This is a genomic window from Sphingomonas sp. SRS2, assembly GCF_000971055.1.
Taxonomy (GTDB): domain Bacteria; phylum Pseudomonadota; class Alphaproteobacteria; order Sphingomonadales; family Sphingomonadaceae; genus Rhizorhabdus.
Genome location: NZ_LARW01000109.1, coordinates 52,366 through 71,343, shown reverse-complemented (window position 1 = coordinate 71,343; position 18,978 = coordinate 52,366). Strand labels below are relative to the sequence as shown.

General features: G+C 64.5%; 35 protein-coding genes and 1 tRNA gene. 24 read left to right on the top strand and 12 right to left on the bottom strand.

What is annotated here, in order from left to right:
- Nucleotides 1-10 precede the first annotated feature (10 nt).
- The 7 genes from WP12_RS16930 to WP12_RS24275 all read left to right on the top strand — a co-directional run bounded on the left by WP12_RS16930 (nucleotide 11) and on the right by WP12_RS24275 (nucleotide 5,090).
- On the top strand, nucleotides 11-694 hold the full coding sequence (locus WP12_RS16930; RefSeq protein WP_052730454.1) for a S24 family peptidase: 684 nt from the start codon (nucleotides 11-13) through the stop codon (nucleotides 692-694).
- Between the two features lie 539 nt (nucleotides 695-1,233).
- Complete coding sequence (locus WP12_RS26495) at nucleotides 1,234-1,644, top strand: HIRAN domain-containing protein (protein ID WP_046194849.1); 411 nt, start codon at nucleotides 1,234-1,236, stop codon at nucleotides 1,642-1,644.
- Nucleotides 1,645-1,715: 71 nt separating this feature from the next.
- Entirely contained in the window at nucleotides 1,716-2,072 is a 357-nt protein-coding gene (locus WP12_RS16920) for a hypothetical protein (protein ID WP_046194848.1), read from the top strand.
- Between the two features lie 115 nt (nucleotides 2,073-2,187).
- A complete protein-coding gene (locus tag WP12_RS23540; protein WP_052730453.1) occupies nucleotides 2,188-2,625 on the top strand; it encodes a hypothetical protein in 438 nt (145 codons plus the stop codon).
- Nucleotides 2,622-2,999 carry a hypothetical protein gene (locus WP12_RS16910; protein ID WP_046194847.1) on the top strand — a complete coding sequence of 126 codons (378 nt, stop codon included), beginning with the start codon at nucleotides 2,622-2,624 and terminating at the stop codon, nucleotides 2,997-2,999. The genes WP12_RS23540 and WP12_RS16910 overlap by 4 nt, the downstream gene beginning before the upstream one ends.
- Nucleotides 3,000-3,155: 156 nt before the next feature.
- Complete coding sequence (locus WP12_RS16905) at nucleotides 3,156-3,377, top strand: hypothetical protein (protein WP_052730452.1); 222 nt, start codon at nucleotides 3,156-3,158, stop codon at nucleotides 3,375-3,377.
- 99 nt (nucleotides 3,378-3,476) lie between these two features.
- On the top strand, nucleotides 3,477-5,090 hold the full coding sequence (locus tag WP12_RS24275) for a recombinase family protein (RefSeq protein WP_235399180.1): 1,614 nt from the start codon (nucleotides 3,477-3,479) through the stop codon (nucleotides 5,088-5,090).
- Here the strand turns inward: WP12_RS24275 and WP12_RS16885 are convergent.
- From WP12_RS16885 to WP12_RS16845, 10 genes are all read right to left on the bottom strand, one after another.
- A tRNA-Gly gene (locus WP12_RS16885) sits at nucleotides 5,059-5,132 on the bottom strand. The two genes, WP12_RS24275 and WP12_RS16885, sit on opposite strands and share 32 nt — an antisense overlap.
- 49 nt (nucleotides 5,133-5,181) lie before the next feature.
- On the bottom strand, nucleotides 5,182-6,279 hold the full coding sequence (locus WP12_RS16880) for a tyrosine-type recombinase/integrase (RefSeq protein ID WP_046194843.1): 1,098 nt from the start codon (nucleotides 6,277-6,279) through the stop codon (nucleotides 5,182-5,184).
- Nucleotides 6,276-6,467, bottom strand: a complete 192-nt coding sequence (locus WP12_RS16875) for a hypothetical protein (protein ID WP_046194842.1) — start codon at nucleotides 6,465-6,467, stop codon at nucleotides 6,276-6,278. The genes WP12_RS16880 and WP12_RS16875 overlap by 4 nt, the downstream gene beginning before the upstream one ends.
- Complete coding sequence (locus tag WP12_RS16870) at nucleotides 6,464-6,676, bottom strand: hypothetical protein (protein WP_046194841.1); 213 nt, start codon at nucleotides 6,674-6,676, stop codon at nucleotides 6,464-6,466. Before WP12_RS16870 ends, WP12_RS16875 begins: the two co-directional genes overlap by 4 nt.
- Nucleotides 6,673-6,885: a hypothetical protein gene (locus WP12_RS16865; protein ID WP_152664046.1), complete on the bottom strand. Its 213-nt coding sequence runs from the start codon at nucleotides 6,883-6,885 to the stop codon at nucleotides 6,673-6,675. The genes WP12_RS16870 and WP12_RS16865 overlap by 4 nt, the downstream gene beginning before the upstream one ends.
- 157 nt (nucleotides 6,886-7,042) lie before the next feature.
- The gene (locus WP12_RS24965; RefSeq protein ID WP_152664045.1) at nucleotides 7,043-7,234 is read right to left on the bottom strand and encodes a hypothetical protein; all 192 of its coding nucleotides are present in this window, start codon (nucleotides 7,232-7,234) and stop codon (nucleotides 7,043-7,045) included.
- On the bottom strand, nucleotides 7,231-7,701 hold the full coding sequence (locus WP12_RS16860; protein WP_046194839.1) for a hypothetical protein: 471 nt from the start codon (nucleotides 7,699-7,701) through the stop codon (nucleotides 7,231-7,233). The genes WP12_RS24965 and WP12_RS16860 overlap by 4 nt, the downstream gene beginning before the upstream one ends.
- 196 nt (nucleotides 7,702-7,897) lie before the next feature.
- The gene (locus WP12_RS16855) at nucleotides 7,898-8,230 is read right to left on the bottom strand and encodes a hypothetical protein (RefSeq protein ID WP_046194838.1); all 333 of its coding nucleotides are present in this window, start codon (nucleotides 8,228-8,230) and stop codon (nucleotides 7,898-7,900) included.
- Complete coding sequence (locus WP12_RS16850; RefSeq protein WP_046194837.1) at nucleotides 8,230-8,502, bottom strand: hypothetical protein; 273 nt, start codon at nucleotides 8,500-8,502, stop codon at nucleotides 8,230-8,232. Before WP12_RS16850 ends, WP12_RS16855 begins: the two co-directional genes overlap by 1 nt.
- A complete protein-coding gene (locus WP12_RS16845) occupies nucleotides 8,499-8,807 on the bottom strand; it encodes a hypothetical protein (protein WP_152664044.1) in 309 nt (102 codons plus the stop codon). Before WP12_RS16845 ends, WP12_RS16850 begins: the two co-directional genes overlap by 4 nt.
- A 153-nt stretch (nucleotides 8,808-8,960) precedes the next feature.
- Here WP12_RS16845 and WP12_RS16840 point away from each other — a divergent pair, with 153 nt between their 5' ends.
- Nucleotides 8,961-9,155: a hypothetical protein gene (locus WP12_RS16840; protein WP_046194835.1), complete on the top strand. Its 195-nt coding sequence runs from the start codon at nucleotides 8,961-8,963 to the stop codon at nucleotides 9,153-9,155.
- Between the two features lie 7 nt (nucleotides 9,156-9,162).
- Here WP12_RS16840 and WP12_RS16835 read toward each other — a convergent pair whose 3' ends face one another.
- Nucleotides 9,163-9,771, bottom strand: coding sequence for a LexA family protein (locus WP12_RS16835; protein WP_046194834.1), 609 nt, complete (start codon nucleotides 9,769-9,771; stop codon nucleotides 9,163-9,165).
- A gap of 72 nt (nucleotides 9,772-9,843) precedes the next feature.
- On the opposite strand from WP12_RS16835, the gene WP12_RS25350 reads away from it, so the two are divergent.
- From WP12_RS25350 to WP12_RS16750, 16 genes are all read left to right on the top strand, one after another.
- Nucleotides 9,844-10,119 (top strand): hypothetical protein, encoded by a 276-nt coding sequence (locus WP12_RS25350; RefSeq protein WP_046194833.1) that lies wholly within the window; start codon nucleotides 9,844-9,846, stop codon nucleotides 10,117-10,119.
- Nucleotides 10,116-10,424 (top strand): hypothetical protein, encoded by a 309-nt coding sequence (locus tag WP12_RS16825; protein WP_046194832.1) that lies wholly within the window; start codon nucleotides 10,116-10,118, stop codon nucleotides 10,422-10,424. Before WP12_RS25350 ends, WP12_RS16825 begins: the two co-directional genes overlap by 4 nt.
- The gene (locus tag WP12_RS16820; RefSeq protein WP_152664043.1) at nucleotides 10,417-10,911 is read left to right on the top strand and encodes a hypothetical protein; all 495 of its coding nucleotides are present in this window, start codon (nucleotides 10,417-10,419) and stop codon (nucleotides 10,909-10,911) included. The genes WP12_RS16825 and WP12_RS16820 overlap by 8 nt, the downstream gene beginning before the upstream one ends.
- Before the next feature lie 2 nt (nucleotides 10,912-10,913).
- On the top strand, nucleotides 10,914-11,519 hold the full coding sequence (locus WP12_RS16815; RefSeq protein WP_046194830.1) for a hypothetical protein: 606 nt from the start codon (nucleotides 10,914-10,916) through the stop codon (nucleotides 11,517-11,519).
- Complete coding sequence (locus WP12_RS16810) at nucleotides 11,519-12,145, top strand: hypothetical protein (RefSeq protein WP_152664042.1); 627 nt, start codon at nucleotides 11,519-11,521, stop codon at nucleotides 12,143-12,145. Before WP12_RS16815 ends, WP12_RS16810 begins: the two co-directional genes overlap by 1 nt.
- Nucleotides 12,142-12,483 carry a hypothetical protein gene (locus WP12_RS16805; protein WP_046194828.1) on the top strand — a complete coding sequence of 114 codons (342 nt, stop codon included), beginning with the start codon at nucleotides 12,142-12,144 and terminating at the stop codon, nucleotides 12,481-12,483. The genes WP12_RS16810 and WP12_RS16805 overlap by 4 nt, the downstream gene beginning before the upstream one ends.
- Entirely contained in the window at nucleotides 12,480-13,040 is a 561-nt protein-coding gene (locus tag WP12_RS16800; protein WP_052730451.1) for a hypothetical protein, read from the top strand. Before WP12_RS16805 ends, WP12_RS16800 begins: the two co-directional genes overlap by 4 nt.
- Before the next feature lie 8 nt (nucleotides 13,041-13,048).
- Nucleotides 13,049-13,288, top strand: a complete 240-nt coding sequence (locus tag WP12_RS16795) for a hypothetical protein (RefSeq protein ID WP_152664041.1) — start codon at nucleotides 13,049-13,051, stop codon at nucleotides 13,286-13,288.
- Complete coding sequence (locus tag WP12_RS16790) at nucleotides 13,285-13,476, top strand: hypothetical protein (RefSeq protein ID WP_046194825.1); 192 nt, start codon at nucleotides 13,285-13,287, stop codon at nucleotides 13,474-13,476. The genes WP12_RS16795 and WP12_RS16790 overlap by 4 nt, the downstream gene beginning before the upstream one ends.
- Nucleotides 13,469-14,560 (top strand): phage Gp37/Gp68 family protein, encoded by a 1,092-nt coding sequence (locus WP12_RS16785; protein WP_046194824.1) that lies wholly within the window; start codon nucleotides 13,469-13,471, stop codon nucleotides 14,558-14,560. The genes WP12_RS16790 and WP12_RS16785 overlap by 8 nt, the downstream gene beginning before the upstream one ends.
- Nucleotides 14,557-14,916 carry an ASCH domain-containing protein gene (locus WP12_RS16780; RefSeq protein ID WP_046194823.1) on the top strand — a complete coding sequence of 120 codons (360 nt, stop codon included), beginning with the start codon at nucleotides 14,557-14,559 and terminating at the stop codon, nucleotides 14,914-14,916. The genes WP12_RS16785 and WP12_RS16780 overlap by 4 nt, the downstream gene beginning before the upstream one ends.
- Nucleotides 14,909-15,304, top strand: a complete 396-nt coding sequence (locus WP12_RS16775; RefSeq protein WP_046194822.1) for a DUF4326 domain-containing protein — start codon at nucleotides 14,909-14,911, stop codon at nucleotides 15,302-15,304. Before WP12_RS16780 ends, WP12_RS16775 begins: the two co-directional genes overlap by 8 nt.
- Entirely contained in the window at nucleotides 15,301-16,011 is a 711-nt protein-coding gene (locus WP12_RS16770; RefSeq protein ID WP_052730450.1) for a hypothetical protein, read from the top strand. The genes WP12_RS16775 and WP12_RS16770 overlap by 4 nt, the downstream gene beginning before the upstream one ends.
- Before the next feature lie 352 nt (nucleotides 16,012-16,363).
- On the top strand, nucleotides 16,364-16,855 hold the full coding sequence (gene ssb, locus WP12_RS16760; protein WP_046194820.1) for a single-stranded DNA-binding protein: 492 nt from the start codon (nucleotides 16,364-16,366) through the stop codon (nucleotides 16,853-16,855).
- 26 nt (nucleotides 16,856-16,881) lie between these two features.
- The gene (locus WP12_RS16755) at nucleotides 16,882-17,310 is read left to right on the top strand and encodes a hypothetical protein (protein ID WP_046194819.1); all 429 of its coding nucleotides are present in this window, start codon (nucleotides 16,882-16,884) and stop codon (nucleotides 17,308-17,310) included.
- Nucleotides 17,311-17,396: 86 nt separating this feature from the next.
- Nucleotides 17,397-18,110, top strand: coding sequence for a bifunctional DNA primase/polymerase (locus tag WP12_RS16750; protein WP_046194818.1), 714 nt, complete (start codon nucleotides 17,397-17,399; stop codon nucleotides 18,108-18,110).
- A gap of 538 nt (nucleotides 18,111-18,648) precedes the next feature.
- Here the strand turns inward: WP12_RS16750 and WP12_RS16745 are convergent.
- On the bottom strand, nucleotides 18,649-18,951 hold the full coding sequence (locus tag WP12_RS16745) for a hypothetical protein (protein WP_052730449.1): 303 nt from the start codon (nucleotides 18,949-18,951) through the stop codon (nucleotides 18,649-18,651).
- Nucleotides 18,952-18,978: the final 27 nt, after the last annotated feature.

Sequence of the window (18,978 nt, the reverse complement as noted above, 5' to 3'; positions counted from 1 at the left end):
GCGCTGTCGGATGGATGTTCCGACCGACCCGCGCGAAGCTAGCGCTTGGATCCGCTCTAATCGCGAGGCGCGTGGATGGTCGACCGGCACTTTGGCTGAGCGTGCAAAGGCGTTTGCCATAGCTGACGGGAGCCACCTCAAACTGTCGCAGCAGTTGATATCCGGATTTGAGCAACCGGGAGCCAAGAGGATCCCGCATTGGTTGCGCTATGTGGCGATGGCCTTCGAGCAAGATGCGCCAAAACCCTCTGCCCGCGAGCTAACGGTCTCAGCAACAGCGGAGAATTCGGTCGCACTCCGCCAAGTCGATCTCAGCTATTCGATGGGGCCGGGTGCCAACATCGACGACTATGTCGAGGAAGGCACGCTTGATTTTGATGCAAGCCTGCTCAGTCGCATTACCCGATCGCCCGCCGACAGAGTGTTCGTCGCGAGCGGCGCGGGCGACAGCATGTTTCCGACGATGCTCGATAACGACCTCGTCATCGTCGACACCATGCAGCGCACATTAAATATGCAGGATCGGATTTGGGCGATCAGCCTCTACGGTGCTGGCGCGATCAAGCGCTTACGGGCAATCGGGCCTGACAAGGTCCTGGTTATTTCGGATAACAAAGACGTGGAGAATCAAGAGGTGAGTGCCGAGGATATCTATCTACTCGGTCGCGTCGTTTGGCTTGGCCGTCGGCTCTAGGAGGGGGTATGAAATTACTATGGGCTGCCGCCGCGGCGCTTCTGCTGCATTCGGCAGAAGCGAGTGCGCAGGATCAACCGACGGTAAGTTGGCCAGCCTGGGCGGACTCCGACGTCGCGTGGGCCGCGGTTGACGGCAGGAACACCGTAACCGGCACAGCCCTATTGCGTACCCGCGGAGGAGAGCCGCGCACATGCGCCGCCCTTGAAGTCACGCTCGTCCCGCAATCTGCCTATGCGGACGAACGGATATCGAGGATCTACGGCGTCGATCAGCAGGGCTACCGTGACGTCCACTCTTATCCGCGACTTGAAGAACCGCCGGTCGGCTACATACGTTCGACTCGAACGACGCGATGCGATGGCCAAGGATACTTTCAGTTCGATGGCGTTCCGGACGGCAGCTACTACGTTATCTCCATAGTCACTTGGACGGTTCCAGGGCGATATGTAGCGCAAACACAAGGCGGCGCGCTCATGGCGAAAGTAAGCGTCAAAGGCGGCCAGACCCGGCGCGTGGTGTTAGGCAACTAACCCGAGATGCCTATAACGACGCTATCTCTGGTCGTCGTTGGCGCGGACTACCCTAACCGCAAACCACGACTGCGGGGGGCAATCCCACGCCGATTCGAGATCGCAACCTGCAAGCCCGGCGAGCGCGTTATTCTAGCGCCTGAACCCGACAACCCTGTCGACCCCCGCGCCATCATGGTGATGTCGGCTCGCGGAATACAAATCGGCTATCTAACGGCTGACCGCTGCGCCTTGGTCGGGTCAAAGATTCGCGCCGGGCTAGACGTCTTGGCAATCTTCCAATCAGCCGCGCCCCAAGGCGCGATAATTCGCGCGACTTTCGACGGCTCGGAACCTGTGCTGCCAGAGCGGGACGTCGCCGCAGATCCCATAGAGGACGTGGATTTTTGGCCCGACGAGACATACCCCGACGACTGATAACAAAACTTTTGTTGCCAATATAACAAAAGATTTGTAGATGGTGCCCCGTTCAACAGACGGAGGCACCGATGCACAGCCCATCTCTCCCGGCCGCGACACCCGCTCGCCGCCGCACCCGCGCCAAGATCGATAAGCGCGTAAATCTCACCATCGATAGCTGGTTCAAGCAGCGCACCGAACTGCCGAAGAAGATCACGGGCTGGACCCCGTTGACGATCCTTTATTCGGACTATCGCGAGTTCTGCGGCCTGACCGGCGTCGCCGCCGACCAGATCCAGGACGAGCAGGCGTTCGGCGCCGATCTTGCCAAGCGATGCGATCGCGAGCCGCGCGAGCTGCTGTGTCAGGTGGGCGCGGTCAAACGCTATGAAATGTGCTGGCCGCGCTACCTGATCCCCGCGCGGCAGCTCGGGGCCTTCAACTGATGCGCATCGAGCCGCAGCCCGAGCCCGAAGGCTGGATGATCACCGTCGCGGCGGCGGGCGCGCTCGTCCTCTACATGGGCTTCGGCGTCGCGATCGCCTGGATGCGCGGCCTGCTATGATCGGTGAGCCGCCGCCCCGCTTCGCGCTTCACTGCCATCCGGACCTTGCGGCCTATGCCGCTTGGATGCGCGACCAGCGCATCTCCAACTATCCGGCCCGTGTCGGCGAGGGCAAGATGACGCAGGAGGATGCCGATCGCGGGATCCTTATCATGTCGGAGATCGCCCGCCTCTGGCGTCATGCCGCGGACTGCACCTTGCCCGATCAGCCGATCGCCGTCGACGATGTCGACATGCACGGCGCGCTCGCGGCGGCTTATGCCGGGGCGCACGCACTGGCAGCGAAAAGTCCGCTCAATCCGATGCTGGCCGATCGGCGTGATTGCCTGTTCGCGATGATGTGGTGGCTCCGCCGCCACCCTCGCGGACCGCTCACGATGGTCGAACTCACCCACAAGATGCGCGGCACCCCGCGCCGTCAGGAGGCAGCATGACCGACCCGTTGCTCACCATCGGCGAGCACGTGCGCGAGCTGGTCGAGATCAACGGCGATGGCTTCTGGAGTCCATGCTCGGGGTGCTACGAGACGGAAGACGGCTATCCCGTCGGCTCATATCCGCACAGTGCCGTCCTGCGGTGTGTCCTTGGCGGTGGCTGTAGCGAATGCGGCGGAATAGGCGCGGTCTGGGACAACACCGACTACGCTGACATGGCCGAATGGATGATACGCCAAGATCGGAACCGGGATAACGTCGCCAAGATCCTGATCGAGCACGGCAAACTTCCAGCCTATCAAGCCGGCGAGATTGCCGACCTGATCATGGCGCTCGACGAGCCCGATGTTACCGGCGATCAGTCGAAACCTTGAGCCGTGGCCCACGCCTCCCCCGAAACGCCCCATAGCGTCGCACAGCCCGTCGTCGGCAATCCTTGCCGCTGCGCCGAATGCCCTGCGCCCCTGACCGGCGTACAGCGGGGAAAGCTGTTTTGCTCCACCGCGCACCGCAGGGCCTTTCAGCAGCGCATGCGGATCCGGGGCCGTCAGCTGCTCCCCTACGCCATGGCCGACCGGATGACCCGCAGCGGCACTGCCGGCGACGCCGCCGCCCGCGAGACGGGCAAGGCGGCGCGCGCGGTCTATCAGCGCCTGATCGCCCGGTGGGCGGCCGAGGACAAGGCCGCGCGCCGGATGTCGATGGTCGACTATGTCACCCGCTACGCCAAGCATTTCGATCTGCCGCTATGAGCCGCAAGCCCGATCCCGCTCTGGTCGAACTTGCCAAGGCGCTTGCGCGCGCCGCCGCGCGCCGCGACGCTCGCGCGCGAACCGAGAAAGCCGATTCGCATGCGCACCCTGATTTACGCCCGCTTTAGCAGCGACCTTCAAAACGCCCGGTCGATTGAGGACCAGATCCGCATTTGCCGTGAGCGCGCGCATGCGGAAGGCTGGGAGATCGTTGACGTCTATACGGACTATGCGATCAGCGGCGCGGCCGGCATCAGCCAACGGCCCGGCCTCAACGCCATGTTGGCGCGCGCCACCGCCGGCGGCATCGATCAGGTTCTGGCCGAGTCGACCAGCCGCATAGCGCGGCACCAGGGCGACGCCTATTCGATCCGCGAGCAGCTCACTTGCGCCAAGGTCCGGCTGTTCACGCTCGCCGACGGCGAGATCGACGACATCAAGGGCTGGGTCAAAGGCTTCCTCGACGCGCAGCAGCGCAAGGATCTGGCGTTCAACATCAAGCGCGCCCAGCGCGGCGTGGTCGCGCAGGGACGCGCGCCCGCCGGCCTCGCCTTTGGCTACCGCCGCGCCAACCGCTTCGACGAGCGCGGCGAGGTGATTCGCGGCCTGCGCGAGATAGATCCCGATCAGGCGGTGATCGTCCGGCGGATCTTCACCGAATATGCGGACGGATCGAACGCTCGCGCGATCGCGCTCCGCCTCAACGCCGATGGCATAGCCGGACCGAGTGGCGGCACATGGCGCGCCTCGACCATTCACGGCGATCGAACCCGGCACAACGGGATGCTGATCAACCGGCTCTATCGGGGCGAGCTGGTCCACAATCGCACCAGCAAGGTGACAGACCCCATGAGCCGCAAGGTGCGGATCCGCGCGAACCCGCAGAGCGAATGGCTTGTCGAGCCGGTGCCGCACCTTCGCATCGTCGACGAGGCGCTATGGCGGGCCGTCGCACATCGCTTCGAAAGCGTCGCCACCCTGAAACCCGTTCTGCATCGCCGGCCCAAGCGGCTTCTCTCGGGGCTGGTAGTCTGCGGCATCTGCGGCGGCGGCTACAGCGTCGTGACCGCGCACAAGATGGGCTGCAGCCGTGAACGTGACGGCGGCGGCTGCACCAATAGCCGGATGATCACCGTCGATCGGCTTGAGGCCCGCGTGATCGGCGGATTGCAGGAACAGATGCTCGATCCCGAACTGGTCAGCATCTACGTCGCCGAATACCACCGGGCGAGCGCCGAGGCGGCGACCGCCGCCCGTCGCGATCGCGCACAAATCGAGCGCCGCCACGCCGAGGCATCGCGCAAAGTCGACCGCCTCGTTGCCGCCGTTGCCGAAGGCGGCAGCGACTTCGCCGAAATCCGCGCCGCGCTGGGCAAGGCCCGCGCCGATCGCGACCGCCTTGCCGAGGACATGCGAGAGATCGAGGCCCACAACGTCGTCGCGCTCCACCCGTCAATCATCGACGACTATCGCCGCCAGATGGACGACCTCGCCCGCACCCTGACCGGCGATGCAGACAACCGGGAGGAAGCCGCGCCGGTCCTGCGCAGCCTTATCGAACGAATCACGGTGAAGCCAGCCGAGGGGCCGCGCGGCGTGGAAATCGAGATCACAGGCCGCTTGGCGAACATCCTCGCCCTGGCTGCGGGAAGCCCCAACATCGACACTGGTACTGTATTGCTGGAGCGGGCGAAGGGAATCGAACCCTCCTAGCTAGCTTGGAAGGCTAGAGCATTACCACTATGCTACGCCCGCATATTCAAGCACTTAGCAGCCATATCGCCACCTCGTTTTACAGGGCGTTTTACAACGCCCGCCTGATCCGTTCGCTCAATGCCACCACAACGGCCGCGTCGTCAACATAGGTGCGACGGATTCGGCTGACGCTTTCGACCGACCATGCCGCGATGTTGGCGATCTCTTCGTCGGTAAGCCCTGCCCGGCACAGGTGCGTCACGAAGGTGCCCCGGCAGTCGTGCAAGTGCTTGCGGCGTTCCGGCTGGTCTAGTTCGGGCACGGCCGGCTCGGCGATGCCGCCAGCCTTCGTGATGGCGATGACGGCTTCGGTGATGCTTTCCGGTTTCCAAGGGCGTCCGCGCGCGCCGACCAGCACATGATTGACGCCTTCGGCGCGGGGCAGCTTGCGCAGTTCGGCGAGCAGCTTGGCGAGTTCGGGGTGCATCGGGATGACTGCGCGCCGCCGGCGGCCCCGGCTGCGCTTCAGCGCCGTGCGGATGATGGCATGATCCGAGACCTCGTCCCATGTCAGGGCGGCGAGATCGGCGCGACGCATACCGGTGAGACAGGCGAGGCGGATGATATCCAGCGCGCGCGGCCGCTCGATCGCGATGGCGGCCGCCTCGGCCTTCTCCAGATCTTCAGGCGTCCAGATGATCTCCGCGCGATCGGCGGCGCGATAGATGCCCGGCACGTCGGCGGCGACGTTGATCTTGATCATGGCGCGCAGCTTGGCGAACTTCAGCAGCTCGGATAGAACCTTGACGCCCTGATCGGCGGCGCGCGGGGTGGCGGCGCGGCTGTCGCGCCATGCGATCACCTTGGCGACCATGCGGTAATCGTTCCAAAGGCCGATCGGTAACGTGCCCCATTTGGCCTCGATCAGGTCCAGTTCGCCGCCCCAAAGGGTGCGGGTCGAACTGGCAAGGCCCAGCCATTCGGGGCTGCGTTGCCATGCGCGGGCGACGCCGGCGAGCATGTCGGCCTTGACCGCTTTCTGATCTTCGTGCGCTGCCGCGATGGCGGCGACTTCAGCCCTGCCGAGCTTAGGCTTGGTCGGGCCGTCAGCCTTCAGGATGACGGGGCCGCCGCGCCACGCATAGACGTACCAGCGCACGGGCTTGCCGGGCTTGGCACTGCGGACATAGTGGACGCCTTCGATCATGGGAGATAGAGCGCGCGGTACTTGATGGCCCTGGCGTCGAAGTCGAACGAATAGCCGACCAGCACAGCTGGCCGGCCATCAATCAGCGCCATCGCCTCTTCTTCAGACGCCTGCGGGATCATGCCAGTGTGGCCGTTCGCGTTATAGGTCCAGTCGATCGGGGGCGTTTGCCGTTCCGGATCGTTCATATCTTTCCCTCGGCTTCGAGCTGATCGAACAGCGACTCTGATTTCATCGCCGGCTGGGCGCGGGCTTCGAGTATGCGAATCGTACCGTCTAGGGTGACTTCGATCCCGGCCACGTCAAGGCCGAGGTCGCGCGCGGCCTCGACCGCGTGGCGGATCGCGACCTTGCCGGGATAGGCGCGAGCGCCCTTCATGGCCGACTGCGCGTTCATATCGGCAGATCGTGATGCTTGAGCAGCCGGCGGATATATTGATCCATCGGCATCCGGCCGGCGTCACGATCCTCAACGATCCACTGGCGCTTGAGGCGGTTGGCGGATCGCGCCGCACGGACGCCGGCATCCTTGTCGCCGATGCGGCCTTGCCGCGTTGCCATCACCGCGAGTTCGAGCGGGACGAGCTGGCGGCCCCGGATGCGCATGCGATCCTGAAAGGCCAAGCGGTGCGCCGGGGAGCAGAATAGCTGTCCCGGCTGCGGGCTAGCATAGGGCGCGAGGCACTCCGCACAGGTCCGGTTACGGCTGGGAGGGGCGCTATTTCCGCCAGCGGGCTTTATAGCGGGGGCATGGTCCACGGCCTTAGTCAGCCGCAGGCAAGCGATAAGCGACGACATCGAACGATGTCTTTGAGCGGCGGCACCAGTACCACATGATAAAGTCAGCCCGCTCGGCGTGGACCGTGCCGATTCGCAGCTGGACCTCCACCACGGTCGAACCGGTTGCAGGCAGCGGGCCTTGCCCATACCAAGCGATGAACGGACGTTCGCTCATGCGGCGTTCCTTTGCTCGGGGGTGGCGGCCGCCTGCGCGAGCTGGTTGGCCTCGTGCTTGACCATTAGAAGCATGTTCATGGCGTAGGAGGTGCGGCCGGCGGGATAGCGGGCGTGCCACCAGCGCATGGCGATCAGCTGATCGCGCTGCAGTTGGCGCTGGGCGTCTTCTGGCTTGTGGCGGCAGCGGGTCTCGGCTGCGTCGATCGCGACCGCGAGTTCTTCGAGCGCCTCGGCGCGGGTGACGCCCATGAAGTGCCGCTTCGGGTTGAGATTGTCGGCCGCGCACCGCCAGATTTCGGCGATCGAGCGCAGGACGAACAGGCGGTGGCTGGCCGTGCCCTGAGGCAGCTTGCCGGCCTTGACCATATCGGGCCAAGCTCGCTCGCGCTCGCGGAGCATATGCTCGGCCAGTTCGGCAAAGGCCGGATGGAAGCCATCTTGCGTCATGGCGGGCGCGGGGGTCATGGCCGCCCTCCGATCGTCATGCGGCCGGCTGGCGTGAATGGATAGGGCGACGGCGAACCGGCAAAGGTGGTCCTGTGAACGCGGCAATAGGGCGTAACGACTCCATCGGTCGGTGCGCGACAGCCGGCGATGGCGCATTCGCCACTGGCGACGCGTTCCCCTTTCGTCGGCCCCCATTCGATCAGGCGAAGTCGCCTCATAGCCCCGCGCCCTTGCCCAACTCGCGCATGCGCAGGATGACGTTCTCGGCGAGGCTGGCGAGCTGACGGTGGTCGGCCTCCTGAATGAAGGTCTCGGCGTCGGCTAGTGTGATCGGCCCGGTCGGTTGGCGCGACGGTGCAGGCTGGATGGGAGGCGGTGCCGAAGGCGTGACGCGCTCGGCTGGCTCGGGTTGCTGCTCGCCCGCGAGGGCGTTCAGGAAGTTGAGCAGGGCGGGCTTGTCGTCGGGCACGACGATCCGCGAGAAGGCGTCGCCGCCCTCCGCCTGAGTGCCGACGAACAGGCCGGTGCTGGTGCGATAACAGCGCATCAGCTGATCCGCCCGCCGGCGGCTTCGATCGCCGCTTCGAAGGCGTGGACGCCATAGGACATCCCGCGTAGCGCCTTCGATCCGTAGATCGCTTCCGGGCTGTCGCACGTCAGGATCAGGTCGCCGTCGCGCAGGCGCTGACTGCGGCCGTCGCCCTGTCCGCTATACGCGTCCCAGCTGTCGACGATACGCCGGCAGCCGAAGTGCTCGCGCAGCCGCTCGCGGTTGAAGGTTTTGCCGCAGGCCGGCGGGCCGTGGATCACGATGATCATGCGGCCAGCCTTTGGGCGTGGCGCAAGGTGCGCGGCCAGCAATCGACCCAGCGTTCGAGGCTTGATCCCTCGGCCTTCGCCAGACGGTGATCCGGGCCGCGATCGGACATGGCGTGGAGTTCGTTGCGGAAGGTCTCGCGATCGACCCGCTCGCTGGGCGCGAGACCGGCGGCCTCGGCGTGGCGATGATAGTCCACGAAGAGGTTATCTTCGGGCGTCCAGTCCTTCTGCTGCGGGGCGCGGTACGTGCGGGCCTTCAGCCAATCGGTGACGCTGCCGAGGGGATCGAATTGGGAACTGTGCATTGCTGCCTCCGTCGTTGTGACGGTCGGCATATCCGATAATCGGAGCTTAATAGCAAATGGAAAATCCGACTATCGGATTATGTGATTGACCTTATTGACGTTTGTTCTGCCAATGTTCCACATTTCATCGCCGCGACTCAGAGGGGGTGAAGGATGCGTACAGCAGTTCGATGGTATCGGGTGACGTGTTTTGGGAAGCCGAGTGCGCCTTGGCGCGACGATCGGGAACATGCGCGCCGCGATGCGATCGAGCTGGGCTTGGGCGCCTATGACGAGTGGGGGCAGTGGTTCACCATCGTGCCCGGCGGGATGGAGAAAGTTTTCTCCATTGAAGAGCAGGCCGCCTGACGCTGGCCTATAGCCGGCCGTGAAAGGCGATCACGCGGCCGACGATCGAGAAGGGCTGATCGCCGATCAATATGTCCTGATACGCCGGATTGAGTGAGCAGGGCACCAGCCTCGCCGGATCGGACTTGAATTGCTTGAAGGTGGTCTCACCCTCGGCGTTCTGAATGACATAGAATTTGTCGGGGAAAAGCGAGCGGTCATCGGGGTCAAAGATGATATAGCCCCCGTCATCCACCAGCCTGTTCATTGAGTCGCCCACGACTTTCAGCGCTACGGCATTGACGGGCATTCCTTCCGCCGCGACGGGGATAGTCCCCAGCGCCTGCTGAACCGCCTCACGCCAGTTTCCGCCTGGCACCTTTCCGACAAACGGGATGTACCGCACTGCAGAGCCGTCAACCGGCGTCGCGGGTGGTCCCTCCGCGAGCAGGGCGCGGAGGATGTCCATCTCATGGACCTTGAACTGCCGATCGCCCGCGAACGCCTTGCTGATCTTGTTCGGGTTGTTGGCGCCGATCGCGTTGGCGAGGTCGACCTGACGCAGGCCCTTTTCGACCATGCGGCGCTTGACCCATTGTGCCGGCGTTTCTTCCATTTCGCCATCAAGGCGACCCATCCGATTATCGCAACGCCTATAATCGGATAATTCTGCTTGTAATCTACATCCGATTATCGGATGTAGCAGCCCATGGACGGACAAACCCTCCCCGAACCCTTTGCCCTCGACGGCGCGCGCGCCGTCGTGGTGCTTGATGCCCTCGGCGGCACCGGCACCGTATCCGGCTTCACCTTCACCCCGACATCGACCGTCGATAGCTGGCGCCGCATCGGCATGTCCAAGGCTCGGTTCGATCATGTGTGCCTGGCTGCGGCCGCGCGCGGCAAGTCAGAGGAGCTGGCGAGCGCGCTCGAAGCGATAGCTGATGAGCCGCAGCTGCCGCTCGTGCCGGCGACAGCGCCATGATGGACGCGGGGGGGCTCACAGTCGGAGGCCTGATCGTCGCGCTCGGCTGGCTGGGCTGGCGGCTGGTCATCATTCTCGCGGATTACCTCGCCGAGGAGATCGGCCGCTTCTTCGACATTCGCGGCGATTGGGCAGACGGCGTTATCGTTGACGCCACGCGGCAAGCCGGCGGCTCCGCCCCCAACGATCACGCTTCCGATGGTCCGTCGCCAAGCCCTGCTCATAACGGTGGTTTGGAGTCCGAAATGATCGCCGCCACCAGCGGTAATGCACTGAGTTTTACCGGGGAGCGGATCGATGCGTGACCGTATGGTGCAGCATGATTCCCGGCGACAGTCGCTGAAGGTCGCCACCGGCGAGCTGATCGACGCGGCCGGCGGACAGGCGCGCGCGGCCGAATATAGCCGGCGCATAAAGCGGCAGCAGTCCTTCAGCGACTATGCGCTGGTCAACGTCGACACGTTCATCCCGGTTGACGCTGCTCTCGATCTGGAAGCGCGCACCGTCGGCCTGCCCGGCTGGCCGCACGTCACGCGCGAAATGTGCGCGCGCAACGGCGGATCGTTCGTCGCCAACGTCGTGCTGCCCGGATCGACCGAAGCGCATCTGCGGTTAGCCGAGCTGATCAAGGAATTTTCGGACGTGTCCACGGCGATGGCGGTGGCGCTGGCCGATGGGAAACTCTGCGCCGAGGACGTGCGCCGAGGGGCGCTGGTGGCCGAGGCCGACCAGCTTGTGTCGAAGGCGGCGGAGGTGCGGGCGCTGCTCGAACGGATCGAGGCGGAGGGGTGAGCATGGTGGGGGGTGATAGCGCGCATCCGCGCGCGGCGGGATTCGACATTCCGGCATCGCTGATCGAGCGCGAAGCAACTGGACTCGAGCTGATCATGCACGCGCGCAGCCGGTGGGGCGTGCCCGCCGATATGTCGCTGACGATGGCGCAGGTGAAGCTGGCCGATTGGTTGATGAGCGATCCGGCCGACCTGTCCATTGCGATCGAGGCGGCTGGCATCGACCTGGGCGGTGTGCTGGCGGGAACCGCGAAGCTGCACGCCGAACAGGGCCTTGTGATCTACAACCTGACGGGCGGCCTGATCCGGCTGCGCGATTGGACGAATAGCTATTCTGCCGCCGGGCTTCCCCCGGAGACTCTCCCGGCAGCGGAAGGTGACGACGGGGCCGCGAGTGCCTCCCCAGCCCCGTCGTCGCCGATCATCCACGGCACGCTCGGCGCGCGAGACGTCGGCAAGCTGTTCCGCTGCATCCGTGGCGAGGGCGAGAATCGCTATATACTGACCGGGCAGGGCATCTCGCTCGCGCTCGATCGCGGCTCGGCCGCCGATATCGTCAGCTGCCTTGCCAACGCCCTGGGCATCGAACTGCCGGAGCCGCGTCGATGATGGCGGCTGCGCTCCCCGCGAACGATCCTTCGGCGCCGGCTTCGACAGGTTCAGCCGTTGCTCAGGACGGGCGGACCCGCATGGTCGGCGCGATGGAGCCAGTGCGCTTCGGTGCGACCGGCTCGGCGATGCCGCTCGATGCGGTGATCGCCTGGGTGAAGTCGGCCGCTGCAGGCGCGGAGCTGGGCTATGCCGAGGGTTGTCTGCCGAAATGGTCGAAGGTGCCGGAGGCGGTGCGCGACCTCGACGATCGCAAGATCGTGTTCGCGTTCCACGATAGCTCGAAGTCGCCGGTGCAGTATGTGATCCGTCGGCTCGACAAGCCCTGGACGCCGCCGCCGGCACCGATGCGCATCGCGCGCGAGATACCGCCGCGCGACGACGATCAGGCGCGATTGCTGACCGTGCTGAAGGCTTACGCGAAGAAGGCGCTGCCCTGCCCGACGAACAAGGAACTGGCGCTCAAGGCCGGCCTCTCTGACGGCAACCGCGCGAGCTATCTGCTCAAGTGTCTGGTCGCCGACCGCTTCATCTCGAACGAGATCAGCCCTTGGGCACCGGGGCGGATCATCACGATCCTGTCGTCGCGCAACGCGACCAGCGTGGTCGAGGGGGTGAAGCGGTGATTTTCCACGGCTTCCCTTGCATCGCTCGTTGCGACGGCTGCGGTGCCGAGGGCGAGACGATCGAGCATCGCAACGCGCGCAGCGGCGCGCTCAGCCGAGCCGATCTGCCCATCGGCTGGAAGCTGGTGCCGAGCGGCCGAGACAAGCTCCACGTCTGCCCGGACTGTATCGGCCCGGATGGCGAGCCCTTCGGGGATCGCCGCGAAGCCTTTGACGCGCGGCTCGACCATCACGGCACCAGCCTGTTGCCAGTGATCGCGGAGAGCGTCGGCGTGCCGATTGAGATTGCCCGCCTGTGGGCGCGCGCATGGGAAACACAGCAGAGGAAAGTGGCGTGAACGGGAAGGACTTCGCGGCGGTTGCCGAACAGATCAGCTTGCATGGTCTCGGCTTCATACAGGTGAAACTGCCGGAGCATCAGCGGTTGCATGTCTGGCATCCTGATCTGCCCCGGCGGAGCTGCTTTGCGCAGTCGGCGATCCATAACCACCGCTTCTCGTTCGAGAGCCAAGTGATCGCTGGCACGCAGATCAATCGGCGCTGGAAGGTGATCGAGGACCCAAGAGGCGGCCACGACCTGATCTCCCATGACGGGCCGCGATCAGAGAAGGGCGGCCGGCTTTCCTATGTCGCGGGCCGCGTTCATGTCGATGACCCGCAGCTGGAAGTGCATCAGATAGGCCAGCGCTACTTCATGCCGATGCTGCAGTATCACGACACGCCGAATGAAGGCGTGGTGATCACGCTCATGACGAAGCTGACCGAAGGGACGGTTCATGCGGCGTCGCTGATCGAGCATGGTTACGAGTTCGATCAGTCGTTCGACCGCTTCCAGCTGAGCGCGGGCGAGCTGTGGGCATTCGTCGTGGACGCTTTCAAGCGGGTCGGCCAATGATGGCGACGGTGAAGTATCGGCGCCCGCCCCGGCAACAGGGTGGCAATAAGCGCACCGGCTTGAGCATGGCCGAATTGCGCACTTATATGGACACGTTGCGCGCGATCCCTGCTGCGGAGCGGACCCCCGCTCAGGCCGAAGAGCTGCGCCGCCTCGACAACACGCACTATCATCGGATGCTGCGGCTGCCCGAGACGATCGCGCGGCTCGAAGCGCGACTCGCCGACCTGAAGGCGCTGGCGCGATGAAGCCCAGCCCCGAGATCGCGGCAGCCGTCGCCTGGCTGACTGCCGAAGCCGATGCCGTGAAGAGCGGCGCCGGCCTCGACGTGCCGGCCGGCGAGCTGGCCTTCGCCGCGCAACGTCTGCGCGCCTGCGCGGCCGGGCTCGAAGCCGGCCTGCATCTTCCCGACGCATTGGAGGCGGCTCATGGCTGATGGAACGTCAATCGAATGGACCGACGCGACGTGGAACCCGATCACTGGCTGCTCGGTCCACAGCGCGGGTTGCACGAACTGCTACGCCATGAAGCTGGCGGGCACGCGGCTGCGGCATCACCCGTCGCGGGCTGGGCTGACGGTCGATAGTAAGGCGGGGCCGGTGTGGACCGGCAAGGTCCGCTTCAACGACGAATGGCTGATGCAGCCGCTGCGCTGGACGCGGCCGCGCCGTATCTTCGTCGTAGCCCATGGCGACCTGTTCCATGAGGCGGTGCCGGATGAATGGATCGACCGCGTTTTCGCGGTCATGGCGCTCTGCCCGCATCATCAGTTTCAGGTGTTAACGAAACGCGCGGACCGGATGCGGGCGTACTTCGCCGAGACATGGCAGCCGGCACCGGCGCGGCGCCTAGACCTTGGCGGCAGTGATGTAATCGAAATCCCCGCCGAGACCCGGCCGGGCGATCGATGGGATCAAATCAACCTCGCGATCGACGAAATCACCCTCGCCGCCGGCGAACTCTTCGATCGAGACCGCTTCTGGACAAAGGATGGCAATCTGATCGGTCGGCCAGCTTGGCCCCGGCAGCCGCTCCCCAATGTATGGCTCGGCGTATCGGTCGAGGATCAGCGGACGGCAGATGAACGCATCCCGGATTTGCTCGCGACGCCGGCCGCGTTGCGGTGGATCTCCGCCGAGCCGTTGCTGGGGTTTATCGATCTGACCGGCGTGCAAGGCGAAGACGTGCTTAGCCCCGAATGTTGGGGCGACTGCGCCTGCGATAGTTTCGCAGGCTATGATCCCGGTTGCCGCCGCCATGGCGGGGATGGGCAATTGACGCGGAAGCTCGATTGGGTTGTCGCCGGCGGCGAGAGCGGCGCCGGGGCACGACCGATGGACCCTGAATGGGTTCGCCTGCTGCGCGATCTATGCGCGGAAGCCGGGGTCCCGTTCCTGTTCAAGCAATGGGGGGTGTTCGCGCCCCTGCTGACCGCGCCGGCCGGCACAATGTTCCGGGGAACGAAGAAGATCACCGGGCGGCTGCTCGATGGCGTCGAGCATAACGGGTTCCCGGCATGAAGGCGCTGAGCATTCGGCAGCCATGGTGCCACCACATCCTGCACGACGGGAAGGATGTGGAAAACCGCGACTGGCGCACGAACTATCGGGGCGCCGTGCTGATCCACGCGAGCCTGTCGCTCGAAGAGGACCGCGAGTTCATCCGCGAGCATCAGCTGCCGCTGGGCGGCATCGTCGGCATGGTCGAGATCGTCGATTGCGTGTCGGCATCGGATAGCCGGTGGTTCCATGGGAAATATGGCTTCGTGCTGCGCAATGCGCGGCCGATCGAGCTGATCCCCTGCCCCGGCAAGCTCGGCTTCTTCGATGTGCCCGCGCATGTCGCGCAGATGGTTGAGGCGCATGTCCATGGTTGAGCCTGTCCGCATCCAACTGTCGCGCGCGAAAGGCTGGCGTATGCCGCCGACCGCCCGCAAGGTCGACCGGTCGACTGCCTATGGCAATATGTTCAACGCTACCCAGCATATGCAGGCGTTCGGCCATCGCGGCTATCCCATGCCGTGCGTGCGGCTGCGCACGCCGGCCAGTCTTGACCGTTGCCTGGATATGTTCGTCGGCCAGCTAATGGCGCTGGTTACGCTGAATCCCGATTTCCTCGAGCCGCTGCGCGGGCGTGATCTCGGCTGCTGGTGCAAGCTGTGCGATAAGCATGCCGCCGGTAAGCCCTTCCGTGAGAAGTGCGACCATTGCGCGCCCTGCCATGCAGATATCATCGGCATCGTGGCGAATGGGACTGCGGCATGACCGGTCCGGCGATGTCCACCGCCGTCATGGCGGCGCATGCCCCCGCCGAGGTCGAGGGAGACGATCCGCAGACCGCGATCTATCGCCAGCTCAACTTCCTGCCGACGCCGCCCTGGGCTGCGCGGGCGATGGCGGAGGCGATCCTGCTGCTCGATCCCGAGGCGCGGACCGTGTGGGAGCCGGCGTGCGGACAGGGCCATATGGCCGAGCCGTTCCGCGACTATTTCGCCGACGTGTTCGCGAGCGATGTTTATCCGCACGGCCATGGCGTGACGATCGACTTCCTCGATACGAGGGAGCCGTTCGCCGGTTACGCGCCCGACTGGATAGCGACCAATCCGCCCTTCGCCACGGCGGCCGAGTTCATCGAGCTGGGCCTGCAGCGCGCGCGGCGGGGCGTGGCGATGCTGCTGCGCCTGCAATTCCTCGAAACGGAGGGTCGCTTCGAGCTGCTCTATGGAGCCCAGCCCATGACACTGTTGGCGCCGTTCATCGAACGCGTGCCGATGCACCTGGGGCGGTGGGAGCCGAAGGGCGGCACCGCGACCGCCTATGCCGTCTTCCTATGGCGCAAGGGCGCCGATCCGATGCCAATCCGGCCGATCGCGGCCGGGACGAAGAAACGCCTGACGCGGGCGAGCGATGCCGCTCGGTTCGGGGCGAAGGGTGAGGCGCCGCTGCTGGCGGCAATGGGAGGTGAGTCATGATAACCATACTTTACGGCCAAGCCACGATAGACGGCATCGCTCCGGGGCCGACGCGCCGCGTCGATGCCTTGCTATCTCATTTCGATAGCGCGCGATTGCTCGACGATTGGCGGCCGGGTGATACGCGGGAAATACTCGATCACGATCTAATCGTGGCGATCGATTGCCTGCCCGATGAAATTTACGCTCACGGCTGGGACTTTCTCGGGCCGATGCTTCAGCTCGTTCCGGTCGACCACGCGAAGGCGGCAGTAGCAAGCTGCTCCTGCCATGCAGAAATGGTTCGGGACGCGCGCAGGCACGGCTCCTGCATCTCTGGCGCTTGCCCGCACGTCGCGGCGAGGGCGGCTTAATGGCCGGCAGCGTCAACAAGGTGATCTTGCTCGGCAACCTCGGCCGCGATCCGGAAAGCCGGTCCTTTCAGAATGGCGGCAAGGTGGTCAACCTGACCGTCGCCACGTCCGAACAGTGGAAGGACAAGGGCAGCGGCGAGCGGCGGGACAAGGTCGAATGGCACCGCGTCGCGATCTTCAGCGAGGGGCTGGCGAACGTCGCCGAGCGCTATCTGCGCAAGGGGAGCAAGGTCTATCTCGAAGGCCAGCTCGCGACCCGCAAATGGACCGACAACGCCGGCGTCGAGAAATATTCGACCGAGATCGTCCTGCAGGGCTTCAACGCCGTGCTGGTGATGCTCGATGGCGCTCAGGCGGGTGGGGGCCGATCGGATTCCGGCAACGGCGCGGCCGGCGGGGGGCAAGGCGGCGGCTGGGGCAACGATGCCGGCGGTGGCAGCAAGGCCGATCCTTTTGCCGGCGGCGATCTCGACGACGACGTTCCCTTCTAAGCTACAGCCGAGCGGAGACTACCAGCATGAATGAGAGCAAAAAGGGGCGCGACGGCTGGCTGATGTGCGGCGGTCGGCGCATCTACCATATTTATAAACAAGCGTTCCCGATGACCTATTGGTATGCGCTGGATGCCGCCGCCAACCGGGAAGATAGTGATCCGGCCAGCCATCTCGACGTGCGCACGTTGCCGGCGAAATATCGTGACCCGATCGACGAACGCCTCGCCGGCATGGACTGCGGCAAAGGGCCGCTCAACGCGGCCTGCACCGATATCTATCGACATCAGGAACAGTTCAGATTGGCGATCGAAGACGGTTACGACCTCGCCGCGCATGCCACCGATCAACATCGCCTGCTGGCTGAAGAGTGGGAACGCGACCGCCTGGCGCGGACCGAGCGGGCCGCAGCGGCGGCCTTAGCGGGTGACGATGACGACGACGTGCCCTTCTAGCCGATTGCCGCCAACGCCCGCGCAGGGGCGTGACAGCCGGAAAGACGGCCTGATTGCAGCGTATCTCAAGGGGCGGGGTGTTTTCGATGGGTGTTGTGGAGCAGCTGCCGTCGCCGATGTGTACGGCGGCGCTGCGTTATGCGCGGCGGGGATGGAAGGTGTTCCCATGCCGTGAGCGCGACGAGACGCTGACGGTGCAGACCGCCGATGGGCCGAAGCCGAAGCTGTACAAGGCCAAGTCGCCCTATACCGGGAAAGGCTGTAACGACGCGACCACCGATGAGGGGCGCATTCGCGCCTGGTGGCGCCAGCATCCGCAGGCGATGATCGGCCTGGCGATGGGCGGCAATAAGTGGTTCGCGCTCGACTTCGATCCGCGCGTCGATGAGTCGACCGGCGAGATATTCGACCTGATCAGCCTGAAGGCGGCGACCGAAGAGCAGATCGGCTGCGAACTGCCCGTATCGCTCACCTCAATAACCCAGTCTGACGGGGTGCATGTCATCTATCGGCAGCCCGAAGGCGACCCGATCATCAACCGGGGCAATTTGCCGCGGCATGTCGATGTGCGCGGAAAGGGCGGCTACATCGTCGCGCCCCCGTCCGTGCTGTATCGCGAGGATGGCAGCGAGGGCCGCTATCGCTGGCGGGGCGGGCAGCATGATATCGACCCCGTCGATGCGCCGGCAGCGCTCGTCCAAGCCCTGCGCGAGCGCAAGCCGAAGGCGGCCGCCGCAGGCGGTGCGCTCGCCAAACAAACCGGCGCCGCCGGCGGCACGCCGGCGTCCGCTGTGAGATGACAAGAGAATCTAGACTCTAATCCGGGGCATGCCGGGGTATGCGGGGTCAAACTGGGTCGGCGAAAATCGCCCCGTAATTCGGGCATATCAGGCATCCTGTACGGCACTACCGGCAAAATCTGCCGTTAAATGCTGTGTCTGGAGTCAAAGGCAGAATCCGCGCGATTTTGACAAGAGAAGCTGGAGTTTGCGCGTTCTAAGAGGCTTGCCGCCCGCGACCTTTGAAAGACCTCTTAATGGCGGAAAACTGCGCTTTCAACTGGCTTTCAACGACCGGCTTTTGGCTTCCAGCTCTCCAGAATCCTATAATTAACTTGGCTGAACCGAAATGCGGTGAGCTGGGCGGCGGGAAATCTTTAAAACCCAACGTAATAAACGTTCTGCCGCGAGCGTAGCCACGATGCAGCACGGTCGGGCATTAGCGAAACTGGGAGGGAATTTCTGCCAATCAGCGGCAACGGCAAGCCACGAAGACGGTCGGCCGCAGATTGTCCGCCAGCGACCTGAACGCCTCGCGGTCGCTGGCGCTGTTTTAGATTTATCCCGGATAACTATTGCGCAGGTTGTGCGGAAGCGTCCAGCCAGCCATTTCCTCGCCTAGGGCGAAGCGCAAATCGTCGAATGACATCGATCGGATATCACGCGGTAGCCAACCATGCTTGGTCATCAGGTAAAAATGAATGGCGTCCATGGCCTTGTACTCGCGATAACCCTCGCGCTTAGCCAACTCGTTACCAAACATCTCCAAGTGAAAATTGAGTCCGCCAGTCGCGTGATGTAGGCGAGCCGTTGCGTCGCTCAGCAGATCGCCATCGCTTCGGTGTTCTTTTGTCTCGCGCATCTCTCACCTCGTTCAAATCGTCTCGCG

What these genes read in the sequence shown, in the direction of transcription:
- WP12_RS16770 (WP_052730450.1), top strand. Translation starts at nt 15,301, where the DNA reads ATGACCGGTCCGGCGATGTCCACCGCCGTCATGGCGGCGCATGCCCCC.
- WP12_RS23540 (WP_052730453.1), top strand. Translation starts at nt 2,188, where the DNA reads ATGATCGGTGAGCCGCCGCCCCGCTTCGCGCTTCACTGCCATCCGGAC.
- WP12_RS16785 (WP_046194824.1), top strand. Translation starts at nt 13,469, where the DNA reads ATGGCTGATGGAACGTCAATCGAATGGACCGACGCGACGTGGAACCCG.
- WP12_RS26495 (WP_046194849.1), top strand. Translation starts at nt 1,234, where the DNA reads ATGCCTATAACGACGCTATCTCTGGTCGTCGTTGGCGCGGACTACCCT.
- WP12_RS16815 (WP_046194830.1), top strand. Translation starts at nt 10,914, where the DNA reads ATGGTGGGGGGTGATAGCGCGCATCCGCGCGCGGCGGGATTCGACATT.
- WP12_RS16930 (WP_052730454.1), top strand. Translation starts at nt 11, where the DNA reads ATGGATGTTCCGACCGACCCGCGCGAAGCTAGCGCTTGGATCCGCTCT.
- WP12_RS16825 (WP_046194832.1), top strand. Translation starts at nt 10,116, where the DNA reads ATGATGGACGCGGGGGGGCTCACAGTCGGAGGCCTGATCGTCGCGCTC.
- WP12_RS16920 (WP_046194848.1), top strand. Translation starts at nt 1,716, where the DNA reads ATGCACAGCCCATCTCTCCCGGCCGCGACACCCGCTCGCCGCCGCACC.
- WP12_RS16860 (WP_046194839.1), bottom strand. Translation starts at nt 7,701, where the DNA reads ATGACCCCCGCGCCCGCCATGACGCAAGATGGCTTCCATCCGGCCTTT.
- WP12_RS24275 (WP_235399180.1), top strand. Translation starts at nt 3,477, where the DNA reads ATGCGCACCCTGATTTACGCCCGCTTTAGCAGCGACCTTCAAAACGCC.
- WP12_RS16745 (WP_052730449.1), bottom strand. Translation starts at nt 18,951, where the DNA reads ATGCGCGAGACAAAAGAACACCGAAGCGATGGCGATCTGCTGAGCGAC.
- WP12_RS16845 (WP_152664044.1), bottom strand. Translation starts at nt 8,807, where the DNA reads ATGCACAGTTCCCAATTCGATCCCCTCGGCAGCGTCACCGATTGGCTG.
- WP12_RS24965 (WP_152664045.1), bottom strand. Translation starts at nt 7,234, where the DNA reads ATGAGCGAACGTCCGTTCATCGCTTGGTATGGGCAAGGCCCGCTGCCT.
- WP12_RS16775 (WP_046194822.1), top strand. Translation starts at nt 14,909, where the DNA reads ATGGTTGAGCCTGTCCGCATCCAACTGTCGCGCGCGAAAGGCTGGCGT.
- WP12_RS16855 (WP_046194838.1), bottom strand. Translation starts at nt 8,230, where the DNA reads ATGCGCTGTTATCGCACCAGCACCGGCCTGTTCGTCGGCACTCAGGCG.
- WP12_RS16870 (WP_046194841.1), bottom strand. Translation starts at nt 6,676, where the DNA reads ATGAACGCGCAGTCGGCCATGAAGGGCGCTCGCGCCTATCCCGGCAAG.
- ssb (WP_046194820.1), top strand. Translation starts at nt 16,364, where the DNA reads ATGGCCGGCAGCGTCAACAAGGTGATCTTGCTCGGCAACCTCGGCCGC.
- WP12_RS16880 (WP_046194843.1), bottom strand. Translation starts at nt 6,279, where the DNA reads ATGATCGAAGGCGTCCACTATGTCCGCAGTGCCAAGCCCGGCAAGCCC.
- WP12_RS16835 (WP_046194834.1), bottom strand. Translation starts at nt 9,771, where the DNA reads ATGGGTCGCCTTGATGGCGAAATGGAAGAAACGCCGGCACAATGGGTC.
- WP12_RS16810 (WP_152664042.1), top strand. Translation starts at nt 11,519, where the DNA reads ATGGCGGCTGCGCTCCCCGCGAACGATCCTTCGGCGCCGGCTTCGACA.
- WP12_RS16905 (WP_052730452.1), top strand. Translation starts at nt 3,156, where the DNA reads ATGCGGATCCGGGGCCGTCAGCTGCTCCCCTACGCCATGGCCGACCGG.
- WP12_RS16755 (WP_046194819.1), top strand. Translation starts at nt 16,882, where the DNA reads ATGAATGAGAGCAAAAAGGGGCGCGACGGCTGGCTGATGTGCGGCGGT.
- WP12_RS16910 (WP_046194847.1), top strand. Translation starts at nt 2,622, where the DNA reads ATGACCGACCCGTTGCTCACCATCGGCGAGCACGTGCGCGAGCTGGTC.
- WP12_RS16840 (WP_046194835.1), top strand. Translation starts at nt 8,961, where the DNA reads ATGCGTACAGCAGTTCGATGGTATCGGGTGACGTGTTTTGGGAAGCCG.
- WP12_RS16875 (WP_046194842.1), bottom strand. Translation starts at nt 6,467, where the DNA reads ATGAACGATCCGGAACGGCAAACGCCCCCGATCGACTGGACCTATAAC.
- WP12_RS16820 (WP_152664043.1), top strand. Translation starts at nt 10,417, where the DNA reads ATGCGTGACCGTATGGTGCAGCATGATTCCCGGCGACAGTCGCTGAAG.
- WP12_RS16790 (WP_046194825.1), top strand. Translation starts at nt 13,285, where the DNA reads ATGAAGCCCAGCCCCGAGATCGCGGCAGCCGTCGCCTGGCTGACTGCC.
- WP12_RS16780 (WP_046194823.1), top strand. Translation starts at nt 14,557, where the DNA reads ATGAAGGCGCTGAGCATTCGGCAGCCATGGTGCCACCACATCCTGCAC.
- WP12_RS16750 (WP_046194818.1), top strand. Translation starts at nt 17,397, where the DNA reads ATGGGTGTTGTGGAGCAGCTGCCGTCGCCGATGTGTACGGCGGCGCTG.
- WP12_RS16865 (WP_152664046.1), bottom strand. Translation starts at nt 6,885, where the DNA reads ATGCGCATCCGGGGCCGCCAGCTCGTCCCGCTCGAACTCGCGGTGATG.
- WP12_RS16850 (WP_046194837.1), bottom strand. Translation starts at nt 8,502, where the DNA reads ATGATCATCGTGATCCACGGCCCGCCGGCCTGCGGCAAAACCTTCAAC.
- WP12_RS25350 (WP_046194833.1), top strand. Translation starts at nt 9,844, where the DNA reads ATGGACGGACAAACCCTCCCCGAACCCTTTGCCCTCGACGGCGCGCGC.